The organism is Sorangium sp. So ce327 (genome assembly GCF_051530205.1).
Classification (GTDB): Bacteria; Myxococcota_A; Polyangia; order Polyangiales; family Polyangiaceae; genus Sorangium; species Sorangium cellulosum_B.
Genome location: NZ_CP150330.1, coordinates 6538152 through 6562089, shown reverse-complemented (window position 1 = coordinate 6562089; position 23938 = coordinate 6538152). Strand labels below are relative to the sequence as shown.

Here is a 23938-nt window from a genome sequence, read left to right as displayed (position 1 = left end):
CGTGCGCGCGCCCTCCCCGGAAGGACCCGGCCGCGCAGGGCGGTGGCTCGCGCGCCTCGGCCCGCGCGCGCGGCGGATCCTGCGCCGCGCGGCGCAGATCGCGGTCGCCCTCGCCGTCGCGCCGTGGCTCCTGCTGGCCGCCCTCGCGGCGCTCACGCCGCTCCCGCCGGAGCTCGGAGCGCCGGAGGATCACGCCGTGTCCACGGTCCTGCTCGACCGCCACGGCACGGTGCTCCGCGAGCTCCGCGCTGGCGACGGCGCGCGCGCGCGCTGGCTTCCGCTCTCCGAGGCCGGCGATCGCATCCAGCGCGCGCTCCTCGCCGCGGAGGACAAGCGGTTCGCGCGCCACCCCGGCGTCGATCCGATCGCCATCGCGCGCGCCGTCGGCCAGCTCGCGGCGGAGCGGCGCGTCGTCTCGGGCGGGTCTACGATCACGCAGCAGCTCGCGCGCACGCTCGTCCCGCGCCCCCGCACCGCGCGCGGCAAGCTCGGCGAGGCGGCGCTCGCGGTGCGCATCGAGGCGTCGCTCTCGAAGCGCGAGATCCTCGAGCAGTACCTGAACCGCGTCGCGTTCGGCCCGGGCCTGCGCGGGGTCGAGGCGGCGAGCCGCTTCTACTTCGACAAGCCCACGCGCGACCTGTCGCTCGCCGAGGCCGCCGCGCTCGCCAGCATGCCGCGCGGCCCGGCGCTGTACGATCCGCGTCGCGGCACCGGGCCGCTCGAGCGCCGCAGGAACCGCGTCCTCGATCGCATGCTCGCGGCCGGCCTCGCCGGCGAGGCCGAGGTGGCCCGCGCCCGCGCGGAGCCCATCGCGCTCGCCCCCAAGGGGGGCGGGCTCGGCGCGCCGCACCTCGTCCGCGCCGTGCTCGGCGGCGCGCTCGGCCCGGGCGCGGGCCTCCCCGCCGAGGGCCCCGGCGCCGCGTCGCGGATCGTAGAGCGCCGGGCGACCTCGATCACGCTGACGATCGACCGCGGCCTCCAGCGCGAGATCGAGGTCCTCGCGCAGCAGACCGTCCGCGGCCTCTCGGATCGCGACGTCGGCGCGGCGGCGGTGGTGGTGATCGAGAACGCGACCGGTGAGATCCTCGCGTACGTCGGCTCGCACGACATCGACGACGCCGCCGGGCTCGGCCACAACGACGGCGTCCTCGCGCTGCGCCAGCCCGGCTCTGCGCTGAAGCCGTTCGTCTACGAGCTCGCCATGGAGAAGCTCGGGTTCACCGCCGCGACCGTCCTTCCCGACGTCGAGCTCTCGTTCCCGACGGCGGACGGCAACTACGCGCCGCGGAACTACGACGGCCGCTTCCACGGCCCCGTCCGCCTGCGGGACGCGCTCGCCAACTCGTACAACGTCCCTGCGGTCTGGGCGGCGGCCGCGCTCGGCCCCGAGCGCGTCCTCGCGCGGCTCCGGGAGCTCGGCCTCCGCTCGCTCGATCGCGAGCCGTCGCGCTACGGCGTCGCCATCGCGCTCGGCGACGGTGAGGTCCGCCTTGTCGACCTCGCGAACGCTTACGCCACGCTCGCGCGGGGAGGCTTGTACCTGCCGGTGCGCGCGGTGCGCTCGTTCGCCCCCTCGTCGCCTCCGCCCCCCTCATCACAAGCGGCCTCTCCCGTGTCACCCGCGTCCAGCGGTAGCGGCACGCCCGCCGAGCCGCCCGCGGTGCTTCCCGAGCGCGGCGCGCGCGTCCTCGACGCCGCGCGCGCCCGGGTGGTCGTCGACATCCTCGCCGACGACCGGGCGCGGCTCGCGTCGTTCGGCGAGGGCAACGCGCTCGATCTCCCGTTCCCTGTGGCCGCGAAGACGGGCACGTCCAAGGGCTTCCGCGACAACATCGCGGTCGGCTTCACGCCCGACGTCACCGTCGCCGTCTGGGTCGGTAACTTCGATGGCTCGCCCATGGGCGGCGTCAGCGGCATCACCGGCGCGGGCCCGCTGTTCCGCGACGCCATGCTCGCCGCCGCGCGCGTCCGGCCGCCGCGCCCCTTCGATCCGCCCGATCCCGAGCAGCTCGCCGAGGTCGAGGTCTGCGCCCTGTCCGGCATGAGGCCGACCGCCGCGTGCCCGCACCACCGCCGCGAGCTCCTCCCGCGCGGCGACGCCGCGGCGCTCTCGCCGTGCGACATGCACGAGACCGTGCGCATCGATCGCCGCAACGGCCTGCGCGCCGGGGCCTGCCCCGACGCGACGGTCGAGGAGCGCGTCTTCGAGCGCTACGACGCGGAGCTCACCGCATGGGCGCGCGCCGCCGGCCGCCCCCTCGCGCCCGATGCGGCGTCGCCCCTCTGCGGCGCGCTAGCCGGGCTCGACGGCGCACCCGGCGCTCCTCCTGCCGGCGCCGGCGCCGGCGCGCGCGTCCGCGTCGCGTACCCGCCCGACGGCGCCCGGTTCGTCCTCGACCCGTCGATCAACTCGCTGCAGGCGATCCGGCTGCGCGCCGACGTCCCTCCGGGCGTGCCCCGCGTGCGCTTCGTGCTCGACGGGCGCCCCATCGAGGTCGGCCCGCCGTTCGCGCTCGACTGGCCGCTCGTCGCCGGCGCGCACCGGCTCCGCGTCGACGCGGACGGAGCGACCGCCAGCGAGGAGATCGCGTTCTCGGTGGAGTGAGCGGCGGGCGAGGCGACACCCCGTCTCCTCGCCCGCCGGCTCCGATGACGTCACCCGCGCTGCAGTCGATGGCGTCGATGGCGGGGCGGCGCGCCGCCCGCGGGCCCCATCACCCGAAGATGGGCAGATCTTCTTCCTCGGAGAGCGGGAATCGCTCCACGAGCGGATCGTCCGCGATCCCCGCCAGCTTGCGGAGCGCCTTGTGGATGTGCCCCGGCTTGAGCCGGACGCCGCCCTCCTTGGGCGCGAGCGTGACCGGATCGACGTCGAGCGGGTTGTGCCGGTCGTCCGTCGCGCCGATCACCCGGTTCCCCGCGATGCCCGCGCCGGCCAGGATCATGCTGGTGATGTTCCAGTGGTCCTTGCCGTTGCCCTCGTTGTAGCCCGGAGTCCGCCCGAAGTCCGAGCCCACGACGAGGACGATCCGGTCCGCGATGCCCTGCTCCTCCGCGGCGGTCAGGAGGAAGTCGATCCCGTCGCAGATCTGGTCGAGCCGCGGGATGTGGTTGTCGTCGTGGTTCCCGTGCGTGTCGAACCCGCCCACCGACAGGTTGGCGCTCACGCAGATGCCGGCGCGGTAGGCCGCGAGCGCGACCTGCGCCTGCCGCCGCAGCGAGGCGCTCTCGAACTCCGCGGGCAGGTACTGGATGAGCTGCTTGAGCTCGTTCTGCCCGACGCGCGACGTGAACAGCGTGCTCATCGCCTGCTTGACGTGGGGCAGCCGCTGCTGATCGAGCTTCGCCGCGTGCCGCGCCTGCCGCGCCTCCAGGAGCCGCGTCATCGTGGCGTCGGTGTGGTACTGCTCGCGGTTCTCTTCGTTCCCCGGATCGATCCTGTTCGGATAGGCGAGCCGCTGCAGGAGGCCGGTGTCGGGTATGCGGGTGACGGCCACGACGTTCGCCGTCGTGTCGTAGCCGCCGTTGCTGATGAACCCCATCGGCAGCGCGCCGCCGTGGACGCCGGCCACGAGCGCCGCGAAGGCGGGTTTGCCCTCGCGGAGCGTGCCGCACCACGTGTTGCGGACGCCGGCGTCGTGGCTGTTCGTCCCTGTGTCGATGCCGTTGATGACGAGCAGCTTGCTGTAATGCTTCTTGAAGAACGCGTCGTTGCCGCCGACCGGCGCGTACTTGAGATTGCCGGCGGTCCCGATCGCCGCGCTCAGGTAGCTGCGGTTCATCGCTTCCCGCGTCTTCTGCTCCTCTTCGTCCCGCGCGCCCTTGGGATCGCAGAGGCTCGTCGGGTCCCAGCCGCCGCTCGCGTGGATGTGGACCCAGAGCGGGCCCGCGTAGGGGCCGGCCGCGGCGGCGTCCCTCGACAGCACGCCCGCTGCGACGACGCCGAGGCCCGCCATAGATGCCAGTTTGAGGAAATCTCGACGTTCCATGGCTGCTCCTACTGGTAAAGAAACCTGAAGTCCGAAAGGAGATAGGTCATGACGCTCATCCAGGCGCGGACCGTGTAGTTCTCGTCGCGCGTGAGCTTCTCTTCGTCGGGGAGCCCCTCTCGAGTCCAGTAGTCGTTGTGCACCTGGCAGGGGCCGGGCAGCGACCTCGAGAGCCTGCCCTCCTCGCCCTCCGGCTTCGCCATGCCCGCCTTGCCCTCCTCCCACGTCTCGAGGAAGACCTTGTATGTCCGCTCGATCTCGGGATCGCCGAGCTCGAGCGACTCGCCGAGCACCCGCTTGTGCAGGTACTGGATGTTCTGCTTGATCCCCTCGACGGCCGGCAGCACGTCGAAATCGTTCGTGTCGCGCGGCTCGAACGTCGTCTCGACGTACGGGAAGAGGAGCCGCTCCTCCTGCGGGAGGTAGAGGTCGCGCGGCACCGCGACGCACGCCATCTCGTTCGCCATCCGGTCGGCGATGTTGGCCATGATCCCGTTCGGCTCCGTGATCCGCTGGATCACGTCCTGCGAGTCGATGCCGCCGTACAGCATGCGGTAGGCGTCGCGCCGGAGCAGGAAGTCGTAGCGACTGCCGTCGTCCTCGAACGCCCGCGGGCGCCACGGATACCCCGTCACCGCCCAGATCTTCCGGTGCAGCTGCTCGGGCCCGAGGAACCGCGTGCCGCCGAGCTGCGTGAGCGCCTCGCCCCGAGACGCCTGCGCCACGTTGCGCGCCCGGAAATAGGGGCTCTTGACGATGGCCTTGACGACCGTCTTCAGGTTGTAGCCGCCGTCGGCGAAGTCGTGCGCCATCGTGTTGAACGCGTGGTACTGGGCGAGGTACGCCCGGAACTTGGCATTGAACTCCGGATCGTCGTTGCTCGGCGCGGCGAGCGGCTGTTGCCCGGTGAGGCCGGTGTACATCGTATAGACCGCCGAGAGCGCGAAGCGGGGGTCGTCGGCGACGCGCTTCGCCACCCACGAGAGCGCGGTCGGGAACTCGCTGAAAGGCACCGACTCGGCGCCGAAGCCCGGCGGCCGCATGTCCTCGTACCAGGTGTCGTCCTCCCTGTACCGGCCCGCGGAGTCGAAGCTGTGGAACCCGCCTGACAGCGGGTCCAGGGCGGCGTGGCAGACGGTGCACGCCGCGTTGTTCATCGTCGGGTTGAAGTCGGTGATCTTCGTCTGATCGAGCGGCTGCTCGGCCGTCTTCAGGATGTCGGTGCCGAGGAAGAACTGATAGACCATCCTCGCTCGGTGGCGGTTCCTGTTGGTGTTCGTCGTCGGGTGCCTGGACAGGAAGACGGGGGAGGTGAGCACGCCGGCGAGCGGGATCGGATCGCGCTTCGCCGGGACGAACTCGTCCGGATCCGCGTCGTTCTTGAACTCGGCCGTCACGCCGTACGCCTTGGCGGAGAAGGGGCTCACGACCGTGTAGTCGGCGGTGAGGACCTCCTTGAAGGACCTGTCGTTCCGCACGATGTAAGCGATGAGCTCGAGCGGCTCCCTCCCGACGGCCCGGTTCGTCCAGCTCTTCAGCTTGTTGGCGACGTCCTCAAGGTCCCGCGCGCCGTACCTCGCGACCAGCGCCGGATCCTGCGGGAGGCTGTTGTACCACTTCGGATCGTACGCGTCGCTCCGCAGCAGATCGACGGCCTCCTCGCCGTTCAGGTAACGGTCGGTGAGGAAGAGATCGTTGTAGATCTCCTTCAGCCGCACATAGAACGTCTCCTCCGTGAGCAACTGGTCCAGGATCGGATCCAGCGCGGCCATGCCGCTCTCTGCGACGGCCTCCTCCTCGGCCTCGGTCGGCAGGCGCCCGGCGAGCTCGAGGCTCGCCGTGCGGAGCGTCTCCTCGGGCCCGCTCATCACCACGCCGGCGAAGGAGGCGTTGACGTCCGTCTCGCAGGACGACGGCTCCTTCGTCCGCTCCACCATCGCCCGGAGCGCCTCGACCTCGGCGCTGTCCGAGGCGAGGACCTGGCCGCCGCCGTGCTCGATGGCCTTCGTCGGCTTGAGGAGGACGTACGACTCGCCGCCGAGCTCGAGCCCGGCGAGCGACTTGAACGTCGCGAGGTTCTTGTCGAGGAACCCCGCCTCGCTGCTCCCGGCGAGGATCAGCTTGGACTCCGCCGCCTGCCCCTGCGGGTTATGGCAGCCGATGCACTTCGTCGAGAGGATGGGGACCCACACCTTCTCGGCGAAGAATTGCTCGTCGGAGATGCACGGGCCGTCGGCCTCGCTGCTGCAACCGGCGGACACGGACGCGAGCGCGCTCGCGCCCGCGGAGAGCCCCAGGAGCCCCAGGGCCGTCGCGGCGCGCTTCCGGAGTAACCATCCTATTCTCGGCATAAGCATCCTCGCCGGGAGCGCTCGCGCGACTCCCACGTTGAGGGGACCGGGAGAGCGGAGCCCCGAATCGCGTTGAAAGAACACACACCGACAGCCCCTATCGCAGGGCGCATCCACCCCGCGATGGCCGGGTCCTCGTTCATCGACCATCGACACCCGATGAGGCGAGCTGGACGAACGCCCGCTTCATCGCTTGCGTAGACCACGTACTCTACCCTCTCGAGGGCCTCTCCCGCTATGCGCTCAGCACATTGCTTGATCAGAATTTCTGGTTGTTACCTCTAGTGGTTGTGAAGTTTTTCGACGGGAGGCTGCGGCTCCTCCGGAAGCCACGTACCCGGTGCGCCCAGGTGGGCGCTCCCGCCCGTGGGCGCGCGGGGCGTGCGTGGATGTGGTCAAGACCAGGGAAATCGAATAACCGTTGGATATGAGCTCGACGAGGGATGCGACCCGCGCTCGCGCGGTTCAGTGGTTTGTTCGCGGCGGCACGCTGCGCTCGGCGGGCCGGGATCCCGTCAAGATCGGCATCGCGCCGATCGTGGTGGGGCGCGATCCGAGCTGCGGTGTGGTGGTCGACGATCCGGAGGTCAGCTCGACGCATTGCGATCTTCGCGCGGAGGGGCCGGGCGTGCTCGTCCGCGATCTCGGCAGCAAGAATGGGACGTTCGTGTCGACGGTCCGCATCCGCGAGGCGATCTTGACGGCCGCGTGCGCCATCCAGGTCGGCGGCTCGGTGCTGAGCTTCGAGCCGCTCGACAAGGAGCGCGTCGACGTCGGCTTCGACGAGAGCTTCGGCCCGCTGATCGGCGCCTCGCCGCGGATGCGCCACCTGTTCCGCCTGCTGCGCGAGGTGGCCTCGACGGAGCTCTCGCTGCTGATCACCGGGGAGACGGGCACGGGCAAGGAGCTCGCGGCGCAGGCCATCCATGACGTCTCGAGCCGGCGCGGCGGCCCGTTCGTCGTCGTCGACTGCGCCTCGCTGCCGGGCGCGCTCGCCGAGAGCTTCCTCTTCGGGCACGAGCGCGGCGCCTTCCCCGGGGCGAACGAGCGGAGGAGCGGCGCCTTCCACGAGGCGAACGGCGGGACGATCTTCCTCGACGAGCTGGGCGAGCTGCCGCCCGATCTCCAGCCGAAGCTGCTGCGCGCGCTCACCGAGCAGAAGGTGAAGCGCGTCGGGTCACGGATCTACGAGCCCGTCGACGTGCGGATCATCGCGGCGACGCGCCGCGATCTCGGCCGCAGCATGAACACCGGGCGCTTCCGGAGCGATCTCTTCTTCCGGATCGCCCAGATGCGCATCGAGCTGCCGCCGCTCCGCGAGCGGCGGGAGGACATCCCGCTGCTCGTCGAGCGCGTCTGCGAGCGCCTGGGGTGCCCCGAGCGCGCCGTGGAGATGGTCAATCTCATCACCACGACGCTCGGCCAGCACGATTTCCCTGGCAACGTCCGGGAGCTCATGAACGTCACCAGCGTGGCCGCGAGCCTGCCGCCCGGGGCCGAGGCGATCGCCTCGATCCTGCCGCTGGAGGGCGGCGGCGACGTGGTCGTCCCGACGTCGGCGTTCGGCGAGGCGAAGCGGAGCGCCGTCGCGGCGTTCGAGCAGCGTTACTTCAGCGAGCTGATCCGGGCGACGGGCGGCAACGTCAGCGAGATGGCGCGCCGCGCGGGCATGGAGCGCCACCACGTGCGGATGTTCTTGAGGAAGCACGGGCTCACCGCGAAGCAGTGAGGGCCCCGAGCGGCGAGGGCGCGGATCGGCGAGGGCGCCGAGCGTGTCCTAGGCGCCGCCCGCGCCGCCGCCGCCGCCCGCGCCGCCGCTGCCGGTCGGGTCGCCGCCCGCGCCGCCGTTGCCGGTCGGGTCGCCGCCCGCGCCGCCGCCGCCGGTCGGGTCGCCGCCCGCGCCGCTGCTCGTCGTGGCCGCTGCCGTGGTCGTGGCCGGGTTCCCGCCGCAGCGCTCCACGCCGCTGCAATCCGCGCAGGAGCACCCCTCGAAGTACTCCGCGCACGAGCCGTTGTCCGTGCAGTGATCCGTGCACCGCGGGGTGCTCGTGCAGTCGGGGCAGGTGCAATCCTCGTTGGCGTTGCACCCCTCGTTGTCGTTGCACCCGCGCCTCGGGCTGCACTCCGCGACGGTGCCCGCGCAGTCCTGGCAGGTGCAATCCTCGCCGTCGGGGGCGTCTGGCCGCATGTCGCAGGCGCCGTCGTCGTTGCAGCGGCCGAGGCAGCTCGCCGTGTCGGAGCAGTCGGGGCAGCTGCAGCTCTCGGGGACCTGGGCGAGGATCGTACACCGCCCATCCGGGCTGCCGCCGAAGCAGCCGAAGCCGAGCGAGCCGCCGGCGCCGGCGACCGTGGCTGCCGCCGTGGTCGAGGTCGTGTCGGTCGCTTCATTGCTCGAGCAGCCGCCGCTCGCGGCGAGCCCGAAGACGATGGAGGAGGCGAGGAGTGCAAGAAAGGCGCGCATGTCTGGCAGCATCCCTCTCCAGCGCGCGCCACGTCAACACCGCACGTCGCGCTGCGCCAGGAAGGCGCTCAGCGGAATGCCACGCTCCTGTCCGCCGTCTTCGCGCGGACGGCCGCGCGCTCGCGCGCGAGGAACTCGCGCACAGCGGCGTCCAGGCGTGGATGCGCGATGTGGTGCGCGCTGTGGGTGACGCTCGGTGCGAAGCCGCGAACGAGCTTGTGCGACCCTCCTGCGCCCGGCTCGAAGCGGCGCAGTCCCCGGGCGATGCAGTCCTCGACCGGGTGATAATAGCAGACGTTGAAATGCAGGAACGGGCGCTCCTCCGACGCGCCCCAGTAACGGCCGTAGAGCGTCGTGGGCCCGGCCAGATTGAGCGCGCCCGCGATGGGGCGTTTGCCTTCCCGCGCCAGGACGATCTCGACGCCTCCCTGCGCCCCGCCGCCGCGCAGCCGGGCCGCGATCTCCTCGAAGAAGGCGCGGTTCAGGTACTGCCGGCCCCAGGCGAACTTCTCCACGGTGGAGACGTAGAAGCCGAACATGGCATCGACGATCTCCGGCGTGATCTCGGCGCCGCGCAGCGTGTCGATCGACAGCCCCTGCCTCGTGGACTCGCGCATTTCGCGCCGGATCTGGTGCCGCCGCTTCGCGTTGAAGCGCGCGAGGAAGTCGTCGAGCGTTTGATACCCCTCGTTCTCGAACTGGAACTGGACGCCGCAGCGGTGCGCCATGGCGGCGTCGGAGAGGGCGGCGGCCTCGTCCTCGGTCGGGAACAGGACGTGAGCGCTCGAGATGCGGCTCCGCGCCACCAGCTTGCGGAGCGTCTCGGCGAGGACGGGCAGCAGCGCCGGGCGGTCCTCCGGCCGCCGCACGAGCAGCCGCGGCGTCGTCGCGGGCGTGAACGGCACCGCGACGACGAGCTTCGGGTAGTACGGCGCGCCGATCTGGTGGGACGCAGAGGCCCAGCCGTGGTCGAAGACAAACTCTCCCTCGCTGTTGTCCTTGAGGTAGGCGGGCGCCGCGGCGAGCAGCGCCCCCTCGGCCCGGAGCGTGATGTGGTGGGGCAGCCAGCCCGCCGCCTCGCCCACGCACCCCGTCCGCTCGAGCGCGTCGAACCACGCCCAGGTGAGGAACGGCGCCTCACTCACCCCGTCGAGCGCGTTCCACTCGCTCTCCGGGATGTCGCGGATCGTGTCGTGGACGTGCGCTTCAAGCTCCATGGCCGATCATAGCAGCGCGCGTCGCGCCGCCTGGTCGGCTCACGAGGTCCTGGATCGACCGCGCGCCGGAGCGGGCCACGAGGTCCGAGAGCCCGCGCGCGATCGCGGCGGGGAGCAGCGGGCCGCCGTAGATGAAGCCGGTATAGATCTGCACGAGGTCGGCGCCCGCCTGGAGCTGGTCCATCGCGTGCTCCGCCGACTCGATGCCCCCGGCGCCGATCACCGTGACGTTGCTCCCGAGGCGCGCGCGGATGCGCCGCACCATCGCGAGCGAGCGCTGCCGGAGGGGCGGCCCGCTCAGCCCGCCCGCGCCCATCGCCTCGACGGCCTCCGGGCTCGTCGCGAGCCCGTCGCGCCGCACGGTCGTGTTGGTCGCGATGACGCCGGCGAGGCCGACCTCCTCGACCACGGCGAGCAGCGCCTCGAGCTCCTCGTCGCCGAGGTCCGGGGCGACCTTGATGAGCAGCGGCAGCGGCGCCCCGGCGGCGCGGTTCTCACGCGCGATCGCGGAGAGCAGCGCCCGCGCGATCGCCGGGCCCTGCATCGCGCGGAGGTCCTTCGTGTTCGGCGACGACACGTTGATCACGACGAAGTCGGCCGCGCGCCGCGCCTCCCGGAAGCTCGCGAGGTAGTCGTCGATCGCGGGCTCGATGGGATCGAGCGGCGCGACCCTGGACTTGCCGATCGAGATGCCCACCGGCACGCCCACGGCCGCCGCGCCGCCGCGGCCGAGCAGGCGCTCCGTGACGCGGGCCGCGCCCTGGTTCGGGAACCCGAGCCGGTTGATGAGCGCCCGGTCGGCCGGCAGCCGGAAGAGGTTCGGCGACGGGTTCGCGGCCTGGGGCTGCGCCGTGACGGTGCCGAGCTCGACGAAGCCGAACCCGAGGGCGGCGAGCGCGCGGGCCCGGCGGGCGTCCTTGTCGAAGCCGCCCGCCACGCCGAGCGGGGAGGGGAAGTCGAGCCCCATGGCGCGCACCGCGATGCGCCCATCCCGGGGCGCGAGGCGGGCGTGCACGAGGGCGCGGAGCGGCGCTGCGTGCTCGATCGGGGCGAGCGCGAGCATGCCGAGCTCGTGCGCAAGGCTGGGCGGCAGCGCGAAGAGGAGCGGTCGGACGAGGCGGTACATCGGGGCGCGTCTCCGTTGCGGGTTGCGGCGCGCGGCGTCGGAGGAGGTCCTGCGAGCGGCGCGGTGGTGGCGGATACCATGGCGCACCGGCCGCGTGGGCCGCCATCTCGGCGTTGGCGAGCGCGCGCCTCCGCGCGCACGGAGGCGCGCGCCGGCGCGCCGGGCGAGGCTCGGCGGCTCTGCTAGACTCCGCGCCCTCCATGACGCCCCCCGAGATCCTCGATCGCGCAGGCGATCCCAGGCCACTGACCGACCTTGGCGAGCGCTTCGCGAGGAGCGCGGACGAGATGGCGGCGCTGCGCGAGCGCGGCGTCGCGGCCGCCCGCGACCTCTGCGCCTTCATCGATCGCTCGCCGACGCCGTACCACGCCGTGCGCGAGGTCGCCTCGCGGCTCGTGGCCGCCGGCTTCTCGGAGCTCGGGGAGCGCGACGCGTGGGCTGTCGCGCCGGGCGATCGCCGCTTCGTCATCCGGGGCGGGTCGACGATCGTCGCGTTCGTGGCCGGGGCCGAGCACCCGGCGCTCGGCGGCTTTCGCGTCATCGGCGCGCACACCGACTCGCCGAACTTCCGGGTGAAGCCGAGCGCCGAGCTCTCGCGGAGCGGCTACCAGCAGCTCGGGGTCGAGGTCTACGGCGGCGTCCTGTACTCGACCTGGCTCGACCGCGATCTCAGCGTGGCCGGCCGCGTCCACGTGCGCAGGGACGGGCGGATCGAGCGCCTCCTCGTCGACCTGGGCCGCCCGGTCGCCCGCGTCCCGAACCTCGCGATCCACCTGAACCGCGGGGTCAACTCCGAGGGGCTCGTGCTGAACGCGCAGAAGCACCTCGCCCCCGTGATCGGTCTCGGCAAGGAGGCCGATCTCAACGCCCTGCTCGCGCGCGCGGTCGACGCGCCGCGCGACGCCATCCTCGGCTTCGATCTCTGCCTGTACGACACGCTCAAGGCGTCGCTCGGCGGCCTCTCCGACGAGTTCATCTTCGCGTCCCGCCTGGACAACCTCGCGAGCTGTCACGCCGCGACGGCCGCGCTGATCGGCGCCGCTCCTTCCGCGGCGACGCGGGTCATCGCGCTCTACGACCACGAGGAGTGCGGCAGCCGGAGCGCCGTGGGGGCGGCGGGGAGCGTGCTCCGCGACGTGCTCGCGCGGATCGTCGACGTCTTCCCGGGGCGCGAGCCGCAGGCGTTCGCCCGCGCGATGGCCGGGTCGCTGCTCGTCTCGGCGGACATGGCCCACGCGGTGCACCCGAACTATGCCGATCAGCACGAGCCGCGCCACGCCCCGCAGATCAACCGCGGGCTCGTGATCAAGTCGAACGTGAACCAGTCCTATGCGACCGACGGCGCGACGGCCGCCGCGCTCGAGGCGCTCTGTCACGACGTGGGCTACGCCCCCCAGCGCTTCGTCGTGCGCAGCGATCTCCCCTGCGGCAGCACGATCGGCCCGATCACGGCGGCCTCGCTCGGCATCGCCACGGTCGACGTCGGCGCGCCGATGCTCAGCATGCACTCCTGCCGCGAGATGGCCGGCACGCTCGACGTCCACCTCTCGATCGAGACCTACCGCCGCGCGCTTTCTTGAGGCGGGCACCCGCGGCGGATACGGGCCCACCTCGGCGTTTTCGGTGCTCAGCGTACGAGAGTACGCTTCCGCGCCGAAAACGCCGATCTGGGCCCGTCTCCTGTGCGGGTGCCCGCCGCGATCGCCTCGTTGGGGGAGAGTGCGCGCGTGCGCGCGGAAGAGGGCGGGATGGAAGGGGCGACGCGCTCGCTTCGTTAACGGGTGCGGGTGTCGTGGGAGAGGAGGGTGAAGCCGATGAGCTTGTACAGGAGGCGGGCGCCGACGTTGCCGTCCCAGTCGTCGGCGTCGTCCTTGGGCGCGACCTCGTTCAGGTCGAAGCCGACGATGCGCCGGCCGCTCTTCTGGATGCGGCCGATCAGGGCGACGGCTTGCTGGAACGTCAGCCCGCCGGGGACAGGCGTGCCGGTGCTCGGACACAGCGTCGGATCGAGGCCGTCGATATCGAAGCTCACATAGACGTCGTCGGGGAGATCCTCCACGATCGAGTCGGCGATCAGGTGGAACGGCTCCCCCTCGAAGAGCCGATCGGCGATCGAGGCGTCGATGTGGGCGACGATGCGCCCGTTCGACTCGCGGATGAACCGGAGCTCGTCTTCGCTCATGTCGCGCAGCCCAACCTGGACGATCCGCGGGATCTTCGGGTGGTTCGTCGCGACGTTGTGCATGATCGAAGCGTGGGAGTCGGTGAATCCCTCGTACGCGTTGCGGAGATCGGCGTGCGCGTCGATGTGCAGGATCCCCATTCCCGGGTAACGCGCGGCGTGCGCCGCGATCGCGCCGTAGGGGGCGGAGTGATCTCCGCCGATGACGCCGACGAGCTTGCCCCGCTCCATCCATCGCATGGCGATCTCCGTGACGCGCTCGTTCAGCCGCCGGGAGAGCGCGTTGACCGCCGCGAGGCGCGCCTCCAGGTCCCGGTCGCCAGCGACCTCCCCGTGCGCCGCGATCACCGGCTCGGCCGCGGCGCACGCCTCCGCGTTCCAGCGCACGATGTCCGGATCGACGTCGAGCATCGCGATGCCCTGCTCGTACGGTCTGCCCGTGTGCAGGTCGAAGAGGTCGACCTGCCGGCTGGCCCGCAGGATCGCCCCCGGGCCCTTGGCGGCGCCGCGGCGGTAGGACACCGTCGGCTCCCACGGCACCGGGACGAGGACCACCCGGGCGTCCTCGGCAGTGTGTGGCAGCCCGTAAATCCCGTTTCCGATGGCGGGACCGTTCGGATCGAAGCCGAGAGGGGATGAGCTCACGCGGCCACGTTGGCGGTTCGCGACCAGGTCGTCAAGCGCGAGCCGCCTCCGGCCCAGCGCACGCCGGAGCGCGCCAGCGCACGCCGGAGCGCGCCGGAGTGCTCCGCCGCACGCGCCGCCGAGCACCGGCGGAGCGGCTCCCTCACCGGCACACCGGCGCAGCGGCTCCCTCACCGGCACACCGGCGGAGCGGCTTCCTCACCGGCACACCGGCGGAGCGGCTCCCACGCCTGAATACCGGCGCGAGGTGCGTAGAGACGATCGCACCGAGCGCGAGACATCGGCGTGAAACACGGATGTCGGGTGGGGATGGCGCGGAGCGCTCGTCGGAATGCAACTTCGGGCTTCCAGCTGCGACGAAATGCGCTAGGAAGAGCGCCGAGAAGATGGGCCGCTGCGCCCGTCCGGGCCGGCCTGCGCTGCTCGGCGCTGCCGGTCGGTTCGGCGCGTGGTCCTGGTAGTAGCAGCGAAGAACAGCCATGCTCCGGTACCGCGCCGATATCAAGACACTCCTCTTCGTCGCGACGTATTTCGTGCTCGTGGCGGTGCAATGGGTCTACGCGCCGCGCGCGCTATGGCTCGCGATTCCGCTCCTCGTCACGACGTGCGTGTTCTCGTTCCTCGGAGCGGTCGCGACCCACAACGCGGTCCATTGCCCCGTGTTCCGGCGGCGATGGATGAACCGCGCGTTCCAGGTCGTGCTGACGCTCACCTACGGGCACCCCGTCAGCGCCTACGTCCCGGGCCACAACCTCAGCCATCACAAGTACACGCAGTCCCGGCGTGACGTGATGCGGACGACGAAGGTGCGCTATCGGTGGAACCTGCTGAACGGCCTCTTCTTCATGAGCCGCGTGGTCCGGGACATCCTGCCCGCCGACATGCGCTACTTCAAGGCGATGTACCGGCGGAACCCGCCGTGGTTCCGTCAGATGCTCCTCGAGTCGGCGGTGTTCCTCGGCGCGATGGGGGCCCTGCTCGCGCTCGACTGGCAGAAGTTCCTCCTCTACGTCCTGATCCCGCACCAGTACGCCGCGTGGGGGATCGTGACCATGAACTACCTCCAGCACGACGGCTGCGACGAGGACAGCGAGTACAACCACTCGCGCAACTTCGTCGGCCGGCTGGTCAACTGGTGGACGTACAACAACGGCTTCCACTCCATCCATCACATGGAGCCCGGCCTCCACTGGAGCCTCCTGCCGGCCGCGCACGCGAGGCGCGTGGCGCCCTTCATCCACCCGGGCCTCGACCAGCCTTCGCTCCTCGCCTACCTCTTCCGCAGCTTCGTCTGGCCTGGCAAGCGCCTGCGCTACGACGGCGCCCCGGTCGTGCTCCCGCCGGAGCAGCCCGACGAGGAATGGATCCCTGGCCCGAAGGAGACGCCCAGCGACGTCTCGCTGGGCGCGATCGCGCCCGGCTGACCCGCCAGCTCCTGCCTCGCGCTGGAGGCTCGGCGCCGCCCTCCTGGGGCGGCGCGCCGAGCGTCTGACCGAGATGTGCGGGGGCGGCCACGCCGGCGCGGCGCGCGCGGTCCTGTGGCGCCTGGAGACCTCCCGAGAGGCACCTTGCGGCGACGACCGGGAGGCCAGGGTCGTGGCCGTCGCGTGGGGTAGGGGGCTGGCCCGGCGCCGGGGGCGCCGGGCCCTGCGCGTCCCCCGGTCAGCGCGGCTGATTCTCCCGCGGCTGGTCTCCCCGCGACTCGCCGCCACGACGGCCAATCTCGGCCATGTGCTGGCGATCGCCGCTCACGGCCTCGCCGCCTTTGCGGCCGATCTCGGCCATGTGGGCCCGGTCCTGGCTCACGCGCTCGCCGCCACGGCGCCCGATCTCGGCCATGTGCTTGCGGTTCTGACTGACGACCTCGCCGCCCTTCTTGCCGGCGGCGCGCGCCTCGTCGCGCGTGAACTCGTGCGCCGTGCCCTTCTCGTGGGCTGCCTTCCCGCCCTTGCTGGCGATCTTGCGCTGACGGTCCTCGTCCATGGCGGCGAAGCCACGCTGCTGCCGCTCGTTGGCAGCCCGCTGCGACGCTGACGAAGGCGGGGGTTCGCTCGGCGAGGCCCCTCTCTCCTCCTGGCCCTCCTCACTCCTGGAAATCATACGATCATCCATGCTCGCCATCATCCTCTCCTTACGGTTGGCTCGCTCGATTCAGGTCTCCGAACGGGGCCTGCGAGCCGGTAAAGGACGGCGTTCCCCCCGTCCCCTCCCGGGCCGGTCGAGACCGGCGATGGCCGCTCTCTCCCGGTGCTGGTCAGGGAGCGGCGTTCGCCGTCCCCTTCCGGCGTTGGTCGGGGAACGGCGTTCGCCGTCCCCTCCCGGCGCTGGTCGGGGAGCGGCGTTCGCCGTCCTCTTCCAGCGCTGGTCGGGGAACGGCGTTCGCCGTCCCCTCCCGGTGCTGGTCGGGGAGCGGCGTTCACCGCCTCCCTCCCAGCTGCGGAAAGGCCGACAGACCCTTTCCGCGAAGGCCTGTTGTGCCGGGCGGAACAACGTCAAGCGGGCTGAAGGTTGGGACGCGACGAATTAGGGGGAGGTTCACCGAGCGTGTTTTGGAAACAGCGGCGAACCTGGAAATACCGAGAACGTCGTGCTCCCGCCGCGAGTCAACCCCTCTTGGCGAAATCCCGCATGAACGCCGTGAGGCGCTCTACCGATGCAACGGGTACTGCGTTGTAGATCGAAACCCGGATACCCCCGGTCGACCTGTGTCCGGCGAGCCCCACCATACCCTCCTTTGCGGCCTCGGCGACGAAGCGTTTTTCCATCTCCTCGCTGGCCAGCCGGAACACCACGTTCATGAACGAGCGGCTCTCCTTCTCGACAGGCGCCCGGAACACGTCCGGGTGCGCGTCGATGGTTTCGTACAGCAGCTCACCCTTCTTGCGATTCCGTCGCTCGACCTCCTCGAGCCCACCGATCTCAAGCGTATACGCGAGCACGTTGCGCATGAGGTAGATTGCGAATGTCGGAGGTGTGTTGTAGAGCGAGTTGTTGGCAGCGTAAGTGGCATAACGGAAAATGACGGGAATGTCTTTTCGCGCGCTGTCAACGAGATCCTTGCGAACGAGCACGACCGTGATCCCGCTCGGCCCGATGTTCTTCTGGGCACCGGCGTAAACCAGGGCAAACCTGGAGATATCCATCTTCCGCCACAGGATGTCGGACGACATATCCGCGACGAGCGGCACATCGCCCGTATCGGGCAGCCAGTGCCACTGCGTGCCGAACAGCGTGTTGTTCGTCGTCATGTGGACGTAGGCGGCGTTCGGATCGAGCGAGAGCTCTCCCTGGTGGGGGATGCGGGTGTACCGCTTGTCGACGGCGGTGCTCCCGGCCACGCGCACCGTCCCGACGCGCTTCGCCTCCTCCAGGGCCTTCTCCGACCAGCCGCCGGTCAGGATGTAGTCGGCGCTCCTGCCGGCCGGCAGGAGGTTCATCGGCACGACCGCGAACTGCATGGCCGCGCCGCCCTGCATGAACAGCACGTGGTAGTCGTCCGACAGGCCGAGCAGCTGCCGGAGCAGCGAGATCGCCTCGTTGTGCACCGCCTCGAACGCCTTGCCGCGGTGGCTGTGCTCCATGATCGACATGCCCGTCCCCTCGAAATCGAGGAGCTCGCGCTGCGCGCGCTCGAGGGCGGGGAGGGGGAGCCCGGCAGGGCCGGCGTTGAAGTTGTGGACACGCGCCATGGTGCTTCTCCTGAGGTTCAAGTCGGCGGTTCCTGATGCCGCCGTGTCGGCCGTATACCACGGGGGGCGCCGCCTCCGCCGGACGGGCCGAGCAGGAGCGCCGCCGCGGCGGATCGCGCCGCGCCGGGCCCTTCGCCTCGGACCTGCCGGCGGCCGCGATCTGGGCTAAATTCACCGCTCCGGAGGGCGAGTGATGCTGGTGACCCGCGAAGAGATGGCGTTCGATTTCCAGGGCGCCAAGCTCGATCCCGTCAAGGACAAGGACGTGATCGTCTGGGCCGTGCAGCAGTTCCTCTACGGGGAGATCACCGGCGTCCAGATAGGGCACTGGCTGTACAACGCCCCCGACCTGGAGTCCGCGCGCTTCCTCGCGCGCCAGGCCGTCGAGGAGTTCCAGCACGTCGGCAACTTCCTCCGCATCCTCGAGATCCTGGGCGCGCCGCCGGACAAGGCCGCCTGGAGCGTGCGCTTCCTCGCGACCGGGCTGATGGGCGGGGACTGGGCCGAGCACGTCGCCCTCGAGATGGCCCTGGGCGAGGGCCTCGTCCTCCAGGCCTTCTACGCGATGATCGAGACCGTGGATGAGCCGGAGATCGTCGCCATCCTGAAGCGCGGCGTGCGGCAGGAAGAGCGGCACGTCGACTTCGGCGAGCAGCAGACGAGGAAGGCCATCGCGGGCAGGCCGGCGCTCCGGAGGCGGCTGCTCGGCCTCGCGCTGGTGTCGCTCTGGGGCGTGTCGCGGCTCGAGGCGTTCATGAAGAAGCGCCTGCCGATGGACCACCCGGCGCTCAAGCGCCTGCCCGATCTGGTGCGCCACACGGTGCGGATCGCGGAGCTCCGGCTCATGCGGATCGGCCTGACCGAGGCGCCGATCTCGTCGATGTCGGCCGGCCGCAAGCTCGCGCTGGTGGCGGAAGCGTACGGGGGCAAGCTCGCGCTCGGCCTCGCGTCGTGGGTGCTCTCGGTGCTGCTCTTCCCGCTCCGGCTGCTCGGCCTCGCGGGGCCGAAGCGGCTGACGGACACCTACCTGCGCGATCCCCTGGTCGCGCGCGGCGGCCGCCTCGGCGCTGGCGCGGAAGCCGGCACGGAAGACGACCCCGGCGACGCCGGTGAGCAGGCGGGCCCGGGCGGCAGGCAGGCGGGGCACGGCGCGGCGGCGCGCGCCTGAACGCGAGGTGGAGCGTGGCTGACGGCGAGGACGAGGAGCGAGCCACCCGCGCCGGGGCGGCGGGCGCGGCGGGGCCTCCCGGAGCGCGCCCTGCCGCGTTGCCCGCGTTGCCCGCGTTGCCCGCGTCGCGGGAGCTTCCGCTCTTCGCCGAGCTGCCCGAGCTCTCGGGGCAGGTCCCGTGGCGCCCCCTCGCGCACGCGCCGACGCCGGTCGTCCCGTGCGCCGCGATCGAGGGGTACCTCGGGCGCGGCGGCGTGTGGGTGAAGCGCGACGATCTGATCTCGCCGCTCTACGGCGGCAACAAGGTGCGTCGCTTCGAGTTCCTGCTCGCCGACGCGGAGCGGCGCGGGGCGAGGACGCTCGTCACCGTCGGCGGGCTGGCGTCGACGCAGGTCACCGCCACGGCCCTCTTCGGCCGCGCGCTCGGCTTCGCCGTCACCGCGGTCCTGTTCGATCAGCCGATCACCCGGTTCGGCCGCGGCGCGCTCCTCGCCGACGCGGCCAGCGGCGCCGAGCTCGTCCATGGCGGCGGGTACGCGACCACCGCGGTCCGGGCGATCCGGGCGCTGCGGCGGGCCGACCGGCCGTATTTCATCCTGCCAGGCGCCTCGTCCGCCCTCCCGTGCCTCGGCTACGTCGACGCGATGCTCGAGCTCGCGGAGCAGGTCCAGCGCGGCGAGGCCCCCCGGCCCGATCGCATCGTCGTCCCCTCGGGGACGGGCGGCACGCTGGCGGGGCTCACGCTGGGCGCCGCGGTGCTCGGCTGGCCGACCACGATCGTCGGCGTTCGCATCACCGAGCGCATCGCGTCGAACCGCGCCGTCGTCCGGTACGAGATCGGCAGCATGAAGCGCCTGCTCGCCCGGCGCGCGCCGCGCTTCACCCGGCGCCGGCTCCCGCCGGTCCGCTTCGAGATAGATCACCGCGCGATCGGCCCCGGCTACGGCATGCCGACCCCCGCCTCCATCGCCGCGATCCCCGAGGTCGAGCGGCTGATCGGCGTGCCGGGGGAGGTCACGTACAGCGCCAAGGCGCTCGCCGCGCTGCGCGGGATCGCGCAGGAGCGCCCGCGGGAGACGATCCTGCTCTGGCAGACGCTCTCGAGCGCGCGACCGCCGCTCGCGGAGGGCGGCGCGGCGGCGCTCCCGCCGGCGTTCGCGCGGTTCTTCGACGGGGAGATCGCGTACTGAGGGCGCGGCGCGCGGTCGACGCGCCGCGCGGTGGCGTCACTTCACGCGCAGGCTGTTCACGAGCTTGTCGAAGTCGGCGCGCGCCCCGGTGACCGTCTTCTCGGGGCCGGTCATCTTGAAGAACCAGGGATCGCCGGAGGGCGTCTCGACGATCGCGCCGAGGAGGGCGTAGTTCGGCTTCGGATCCGAGGCGGGCATGCCGGGCATCCCGGAGCCGGCGAACGTCCCCTTCACCTCGACGATGGTGACCTTGAGATCGCCGGCCTTGAGGTCGGTGCGCTTGGGCGAATCGTCGCTCTTCTGGGAGAACTGGCCGGCCCAGCGCGTGATGTTCGCGTCCACGCTGCCGCCCGCCTGGCTGACGCTGAGCTCGGCGTCCTCGGCGTCACCGGCGGCGCGCTTGATCTTGTACGTGGCCTTGCGCATCGAGTTGGGGTTCGGCGCGCTCTCGAAGCTCGCCGGGGCGTCCCATGCGAGCGCGCCGCCCGCCTGCTGGCCGCTGGCCGGCGCCGGCTTCGGAGCAGGCGCCGCCTCGGCGGGCGCGGCGGGCTTGCTGGTCGCCGGCGCCTCGGGCGCGGATGTGGCTGTCGGCTCGGGGGTCTTCGAGCACGCCGCGGTGAGCGCGGCGACGAGCGGCAAAACCATGGCGGAGCGGAGCTTGATCATCGTGGAGGCCTCAGCGGGGTTCGCGGCGACTGTAGTCGCCGTGTCCGCGGCCTCAAGCCGGATCGGACCGCAGGGAGCCCCCGGCGCGCTCTTGCTGGAGGCGTCCGGCGGGTCGTTCAGCCGCGCGCGTTGCCGTGATACCACCAAAATACAAATACATGGACCCCACCTTCCGGCGCGCGTTCAACGCTGCCTTCGGGCCGTCGACCTACGCGGACTACCTCGGCCGGCTCGAGCGGCGGCTCGGGTGCGCGATCCCGTTCCGCGTCGCCGAGACGCCGCTGTTCCTGCCGCACAGGCTGCGCGACGACCTCGAGCGCTCCGCGACGGAGATCGTGCGACAGATCTCGAGCCCCGCGCTCATCGCGCAGATGAAGCGCGCCATCCCTGCGCACCTCGACGTCCCGGGCATGGATCCGCTCCCCAACTGCGTGCAGGTCGACTTCGCGATCGTGCGCGGCCCGGACGGCGAGCTCACGGGCAAGGTGGTCGAGCTGCAGGCGTTCCCGTCGCTCTACGCGCTCATGCTCGTCCAGGTCGAGATCATGGCCGAGGTGCTCGCCGGGATGCCGGGGCTCGACCGGCGCTGGTCGTGCTGCTTCGGGGGCCGGAGCACCGCCGACGTCCTCGCGCAGCTCCGCCGCGCGATCCTCGCGGGAGAGCCCGAAGAGTCGGTGGTCCTGCTCGACCTCGCGCCGGAGAAGCAGAAGACGTACCCCGACTTCGTGGCGACGAAGCTCCTCGTCGGGGTCGACGCCGTCTGTCCGACGGCGCTCGTCCGGGAGGGGGACCGGCTGTTCCGCCGGGTGGGCGGGCGGCTCGTCCAGGTCCGCCGGCTGTACAACCGCGTCGTGTTCGACGAGCTCCAGTCGAAGCGGGTCGAGCTCCCGTTCCGGTACGGCGATCCGCTCGACGTCACGTGGTGCTCGCACCCGAACTGGTACTGGACCTGGTCGAAGTACACGCTGCCCTACATCGATCACCCCGCGCTCCCGCGCGCGCGGACGCTGAGCGCGCTGGACGGCGCGCCGCTGGATCTCGAGCGTTACGTGCTCAAGCCGCTGTTCTCCTTCGCGGGCTCCGGGGTGAAGGTGGATGTCACGCCCGAGGACATCGCCGCGATCCCGGAGGGGGAGCGCTCGGGCTGGCTGCTCCAGGAGAAGGTCGCGTACGAGCCGGCGCTCGCGATGCCTGACGGGAACGGGGTGAAGGCCGAGGTGCGGATGATGTTCCTGCGCGCGCCGGACGAGCCCGAGCTCTCGCTCGTCCTCAACCTGGTGCGGCTCTCGCGCGGGAGGATGCTCGGCGTCGATCAGAACCGCGACCTGACCTGGGTCGGCGGCACCGTGGGGATCTGGCCTGTCGACTGAGGTCGCGCTCAGGCGATGAGCGCGCGTCATGCGCCGAGGACGAGCGCCGCGGTCGTGCGCTCAGGTGATGAGCGCGATCTGCCACGCGCCGAGGACGAGCGCCGCCGCGGTCGCGCCCAGCGCGACCTGGACGACGGGGCGCCGCGGCGCGGGCCGGTTGCGCAGCGACAGGCCGGCGACGACCCCGATCGCGGCGCCGCTGAGCAACCCGAAGGCGTGCGCGCCGAGGTCGGAGCGTGGGCTCGCGCCGAGGGCGCCGAGGAGGGCGAGGCCTCCCACGAGCGGCGCGACGAGGTGGAGGAGGTGGCGCTTCTCGCCGCTCTCCTTGTCGTGCGCGCGGTCGAGCATCAGCTGCGTGGCGGCGAGCAGCCCGATCGCGCCGAACACCGCGGTGGAGGCGCCGATCGAGGCGTGGTGCTGGCCCATGCTCTGGTGCCAGAGCGCGTTCGCGAAGTTCCCGATCGCGCCCGAGGCGACCACGGCGAGCGCGGCGCCGCCCGGCCCGAGGCGGCGCTGCACGGCGGACGCGAAGACCGTCCCGGAGATGACGTTGCCGATCACGTGGGCCGAGTCGGCGTGCAGCGTGAGCGCGGTGATGGCGCGCCACGGCTCCGGTCCCACGACGAGGTCGGCGACGGAGGCGCCGCGCTGGAACCAGCGTCCGCCGCCGCTCGCGGGCCCGGTGACGAGGAAGAAGAAGAGGGCGAGCGCGGCGAACGCGACGCCGGCGACCATGGACGGAGGGTGGCGCAGCCGCTCGCGCGGGCGGAGCGGGGGCCAGTTGCGGTTCTCCGCTTCGTACCGATCGATCGAGCCTGCGGCGAGGGCGTAGTCCTCGTCGCGCACGAGGAGCACCCAGCCCGCCGGCGTGTACCGCACGGCGTGCCAAAGCTCGCTCGACTGGAGGACGAGGGCCCACTCGCGGATCTTGCGCTCCGGCATGACGGGGCCGATGGCCGTGAGCCCGAGGCCCTGATTTTCCGCCTCTCCGGAGGTGGGATCGCCGTTCTGGATCATCGCCGCCCTCTCGCCGCGCCTCGGCGGCAGGATCGCGATCGGGACGAACGGCTCGCCAACTGCATCTCGAACACAGATACGGTTCTGTTCGCCCACGGCGGGTCCTCCACGGTTCGTCGACCCAAGGTTCACCGAAACGTGCGGATGAGGCCGGAAGCTGTCAACGCCGGGTCTCCGGGAGCCCGGCCGTCTCGTCGTCACACCGAGCCGCGGCGCTCCGAGCCGGTTGCCGCCTCATGTGCGCGCGCTGCGCGGCCGGGCCCTTGTGCGCGCGCTGTGCGGCCGGGCCCTTGTGCGCGCGCTGCGCGGCCGGGCCCTTGTGCGCGCGCCGCAGCGGTGGCAGTGCGTGGTTGTGTCGACGGCCATCACGCAGGGCATCCGGGTCACCGTCTCGACGGTCTACGTCCCCACGCAGTCATCCCCGACGGAGCACCGCTACGTCTTTGCTTACACCGTGCGGATCGCGAACGAAGGCACCGAGCCCGCCCAGCTGAGGACGCGGCACTGGATCATCACGCACGGCAGCGGGAAGGTGGAGGAGGTGCGTGGCCCTGGCGTCGTCGGCCAGCAGCCCTCGCTCAAGCCTGGCGAGCACTTCGAGTACACGAGCGGCTGTGTGCTCGAGACCCCGCGCGGCACGATGCGCGGCACCTACCAGATGCACCGCCCTGACGGCCGCGTCTTCGACGCCGAGATCGCGTCGTTCACCCTGGCGATGCCGCACTCCCTCAACTGACCCCGCCCCCCAACCCCCCTTGGAAGAGCCAGCAGGGAGGGTGCCCGTGCGCGCGGGCGGTGGGGTAGGGCCCCACGAACCCGAGCGCCGGCCCGCCTCGCAGCCTACCGCTCCCGACCCACCTCTCCCGC

General features: G+C 71.8%; 18 protein-coding genes. 8 read left to right on the top strand and 10 right to left on the bottom strand.

Annotated features, from left to right (window positions below):
- The first annotated feature begins 1 nt into the window (after position 1).
- Positions 2–2605, top strand: coding sequence for a penicillin-binding protein 1C (pbpC, locus tag WME95_RS24485; protein ID WP_437910827.1), 2604 nt, complete (start codon positions 2–4; stop codon positions 2603–2605).
- Between the two features lie 109 nt (positions 2606–2714).
- On the opposite strand, the gene WME95_RS24480 is transcribed toward pbpC, so the two are convergent.
- Positions 2715–3989, bottom strand: a complete 1275-nt coding sequence (locus tag WME95_RS24480) for a DUF1501 domain-containing protein (protein ID WP_437910826.1) — start codon at positions 3987–3989, stop codon at positions 2715–2717.
- Between the two features lie 8 nt (positions 3990–3997).
- Positions 3998–6340 (bottom strand): DUF1588 domain-containing protein, encoded by a 2343-nt coding sequence (locus tag WME95_RS24475; protein WP_437910825.1) that lies wholly within the window; start codon positions 6338–6340, stop codon positions 3998–4000.
- A gap of 427 nt (positions 6341–6767) precedes the next feature.
- On the opposite strand from WME95_RS24475, the gene WME95_RS24470 reads away from it, so the two are divergent.
- Complete coding sequence (locus WME95_RS24470; protein ID WP_012237037.1) at positions 6768–8069, top strand: sigma 54-interacting transcriptional regulator; 1302 nt, start codon at positions 6768–6770, stop codon at positions 8067–8069.
- Between the two features lie 48 nt (positions 8070–8117).
- Here WME95_RS24470 and WME95_RS24465 read toward each other — a convergent pair whose 3' ends face one another.
- From WME95_RS24465 to WME95_RS24455, 3 genes are all read right to left on the bottom strand, one after another.
- Positions 8118–8801, bottom strand: coding sequence for a hypothetical protein (locus tag WME95_RS24465; RefSeq protein WP_437910824.1), 684 nt, complete (start codon positions 8799–8801; stop codon positions 8118–8120).
- Positions 8802–8869: 68 nt separating this feature from the next.
- The gene (locus tag WME95_RS24460; RefSeq protein WP_437555100.1) at positions 8870–10018 is read right to left on the bottom strand and encodes a GNAT family N-acetyltransferase; all 1149 of its coding nucleotides are present in this window, start codon (positions 10016–10018) and stop codon (positions 8870–8872) included.
- Complete coding sequence (locus WME95_RS24455; RefSeq protein ID WP_437910823.1) at positions 10008–11144, bottom strand: quinone-dependent dihydroorotate dehydrogenase; 1137 nt, start codon at positions 11142–11144, stop codon at positions 10008–10010. The genes WME95_RS24460 and WME95_RS24455 overlap by 11 nt, the downstream gene beginning before the upstream one ends.
- Positions 11145–11431: 287 nt before the next feature.
- On the opposite strand from WME95_RS24455, the gene WME95_RS24450 reads away from it, so the two are divergent.
- Positions 11432–12724: a M18 family aminopeptidase gene (locus tag WME95_RS24450; protein WP_437911017.1), complete on the top strand. Its 1293-nt coding sequence runs from the start codon at positions 11432–11434 to the stop codon at positions 12722–12724.
- Between the two features lie 194 nt (positions 12725–12918).
- Here WME95_RS24450 and WME95_RS24445 read toward each other — a convergent pair whose 3' ends face one another.
- Entirely contained in the window at positions 12919–13971 is a 1053-nt protein-coding gene (locus WME95_RS24445) for an agmatinase family protein (RefSeq protein WP_437766913.1), read from the bottom strand.
- A 479-nt stretch (positions 13972–14450) separates the two neighbouring features.
- Between WME95_RS24445 and WME95_RS24440 the strand changes: the two genes are divergently transcribed.
- Positions 14451–15395: a fatty acid desaturase family protein gene (locus WME95_RS24440; RefSeq protein WP_437910822.1), complete on the top strand. Its 945-nt coding sequence runs from the start codon at positions 14451–14453 to the stop codon at positions 15393–15395.
- Between the two features lie 238 nt (positions 15396–15633).
- On the opposite strand, the gene WME95_RS24435 is transcribed toward WME95_RS24440, so the two are convergent.
- Both WME95_RS24435 and serC read right to left on the bottom strand, forming a co-directional pair.
- On the bottom strand, positions 15634–15954 hold the full coding sequence (locus WME95_RS24435) for a KGG domain-containing protein (protein ID WP_044965509.1): 321 nt from the start codon (positions 15952–15954) through the stop codon (positions 15634–15636).
- Positions 15955–16574: 620 nt separating this feature from the next.
- On the bottom strand, positions 16575–17660 hold the full coding sequence (serC, locus tag WME95_RS24430; protein ID WP_437910821.1) for a 3-phosphoserine/phosphohydroxythreonine transaminase: 1086 nt from the start codon (positions 17658–17660) through the stop codon (positions 16575–16577).
- 193 nt (positions 17661–17853) lie between these two features.
- On the opposite strand from serC, the gene WME95_RS24425 reads away from it, so the two are divergent.
- On the top strand, positions 17854–18828 hold the full coding sequence (locus tag WME95_RS24425) for a ferritin-like domain-containing protein (protein ID WP_437910820.1): 975 nt from the start codon (positions 17854–17856) through the stop codon (positions 18826–18828).
- Positions 18829–18842: 14 nt separating this feature from the next.
- A complete protein-coding gene (locus tag WME95_RS24420) occupies positions 18843–20018 on the top strand; it encodes a 1-aminocyclopropane-1-carboxylate deaminase/D-cysteine desulfhydrase (RefSeq protein ID WP_437910819.1) in 1176 nt (391 codons plus the stop codon).
- Positions 20019–20054: 36 nt separating this feature from the next.
- On the opposite strand, the gene WME95_RS24415 is transcribed toward WME95_RS24420, so the two are convergent.
- Entirely contained in the window at positions 20055–20684 is a 630-nt protein-coding gene (locus tag WME95_RS24415) for a hypothetical protein (RefSeq protein ID WP_437910818.1), read from the bottom strand.
- 158 nt (positions 20685–20842) lie between these two features.
- Between WME95_RS24415 and WME95_RS24410 the strand changes: the two genes are divergently transcribed.
- Positions 20843–22054, top strand: coding sequence for a hypothetical protein (locus tag WME95_RS24410; protein WP_437910817.1), 1212 nt, complete (start codon positions 20843–20845; stop codon positions 22052–22054).
- A 60-nt stretch (positions 22055–22114) separates the two neighbouring features.
- Here the strand turns inward: WME95_RS24410 and WME95_RS24405 are convergent, their stop codons facing one another.
- Positions 22115–23167, bottom strand: a complete 1053-nt coding sequence (locus WME95_RS24405; protein ID WP_437910816.1) for a rhomboid family intramembrane serine protease — start codon at positions 23165–23167, stop codon at positions 22115–22117.
- A 256-nt stretch (positions 23168–23423) separates the two neighbouring features.
- Here WME95_RS24405 and apaG point away from each other — a divergent pair, with 256 nt between their 5' ends.
- Complete coding sequence (gene apaG / locus WME95_RS24400; protein WP_044965505.1) at positions 23424–23807, top strand: Co2+/Mg2+ efflux protein ApaG; 384 nt, start codon at positions 23424–23426, stop codon at positions 23805–23807.
- Positions 23808–23938: the final 131 nt, after the last annotated feature.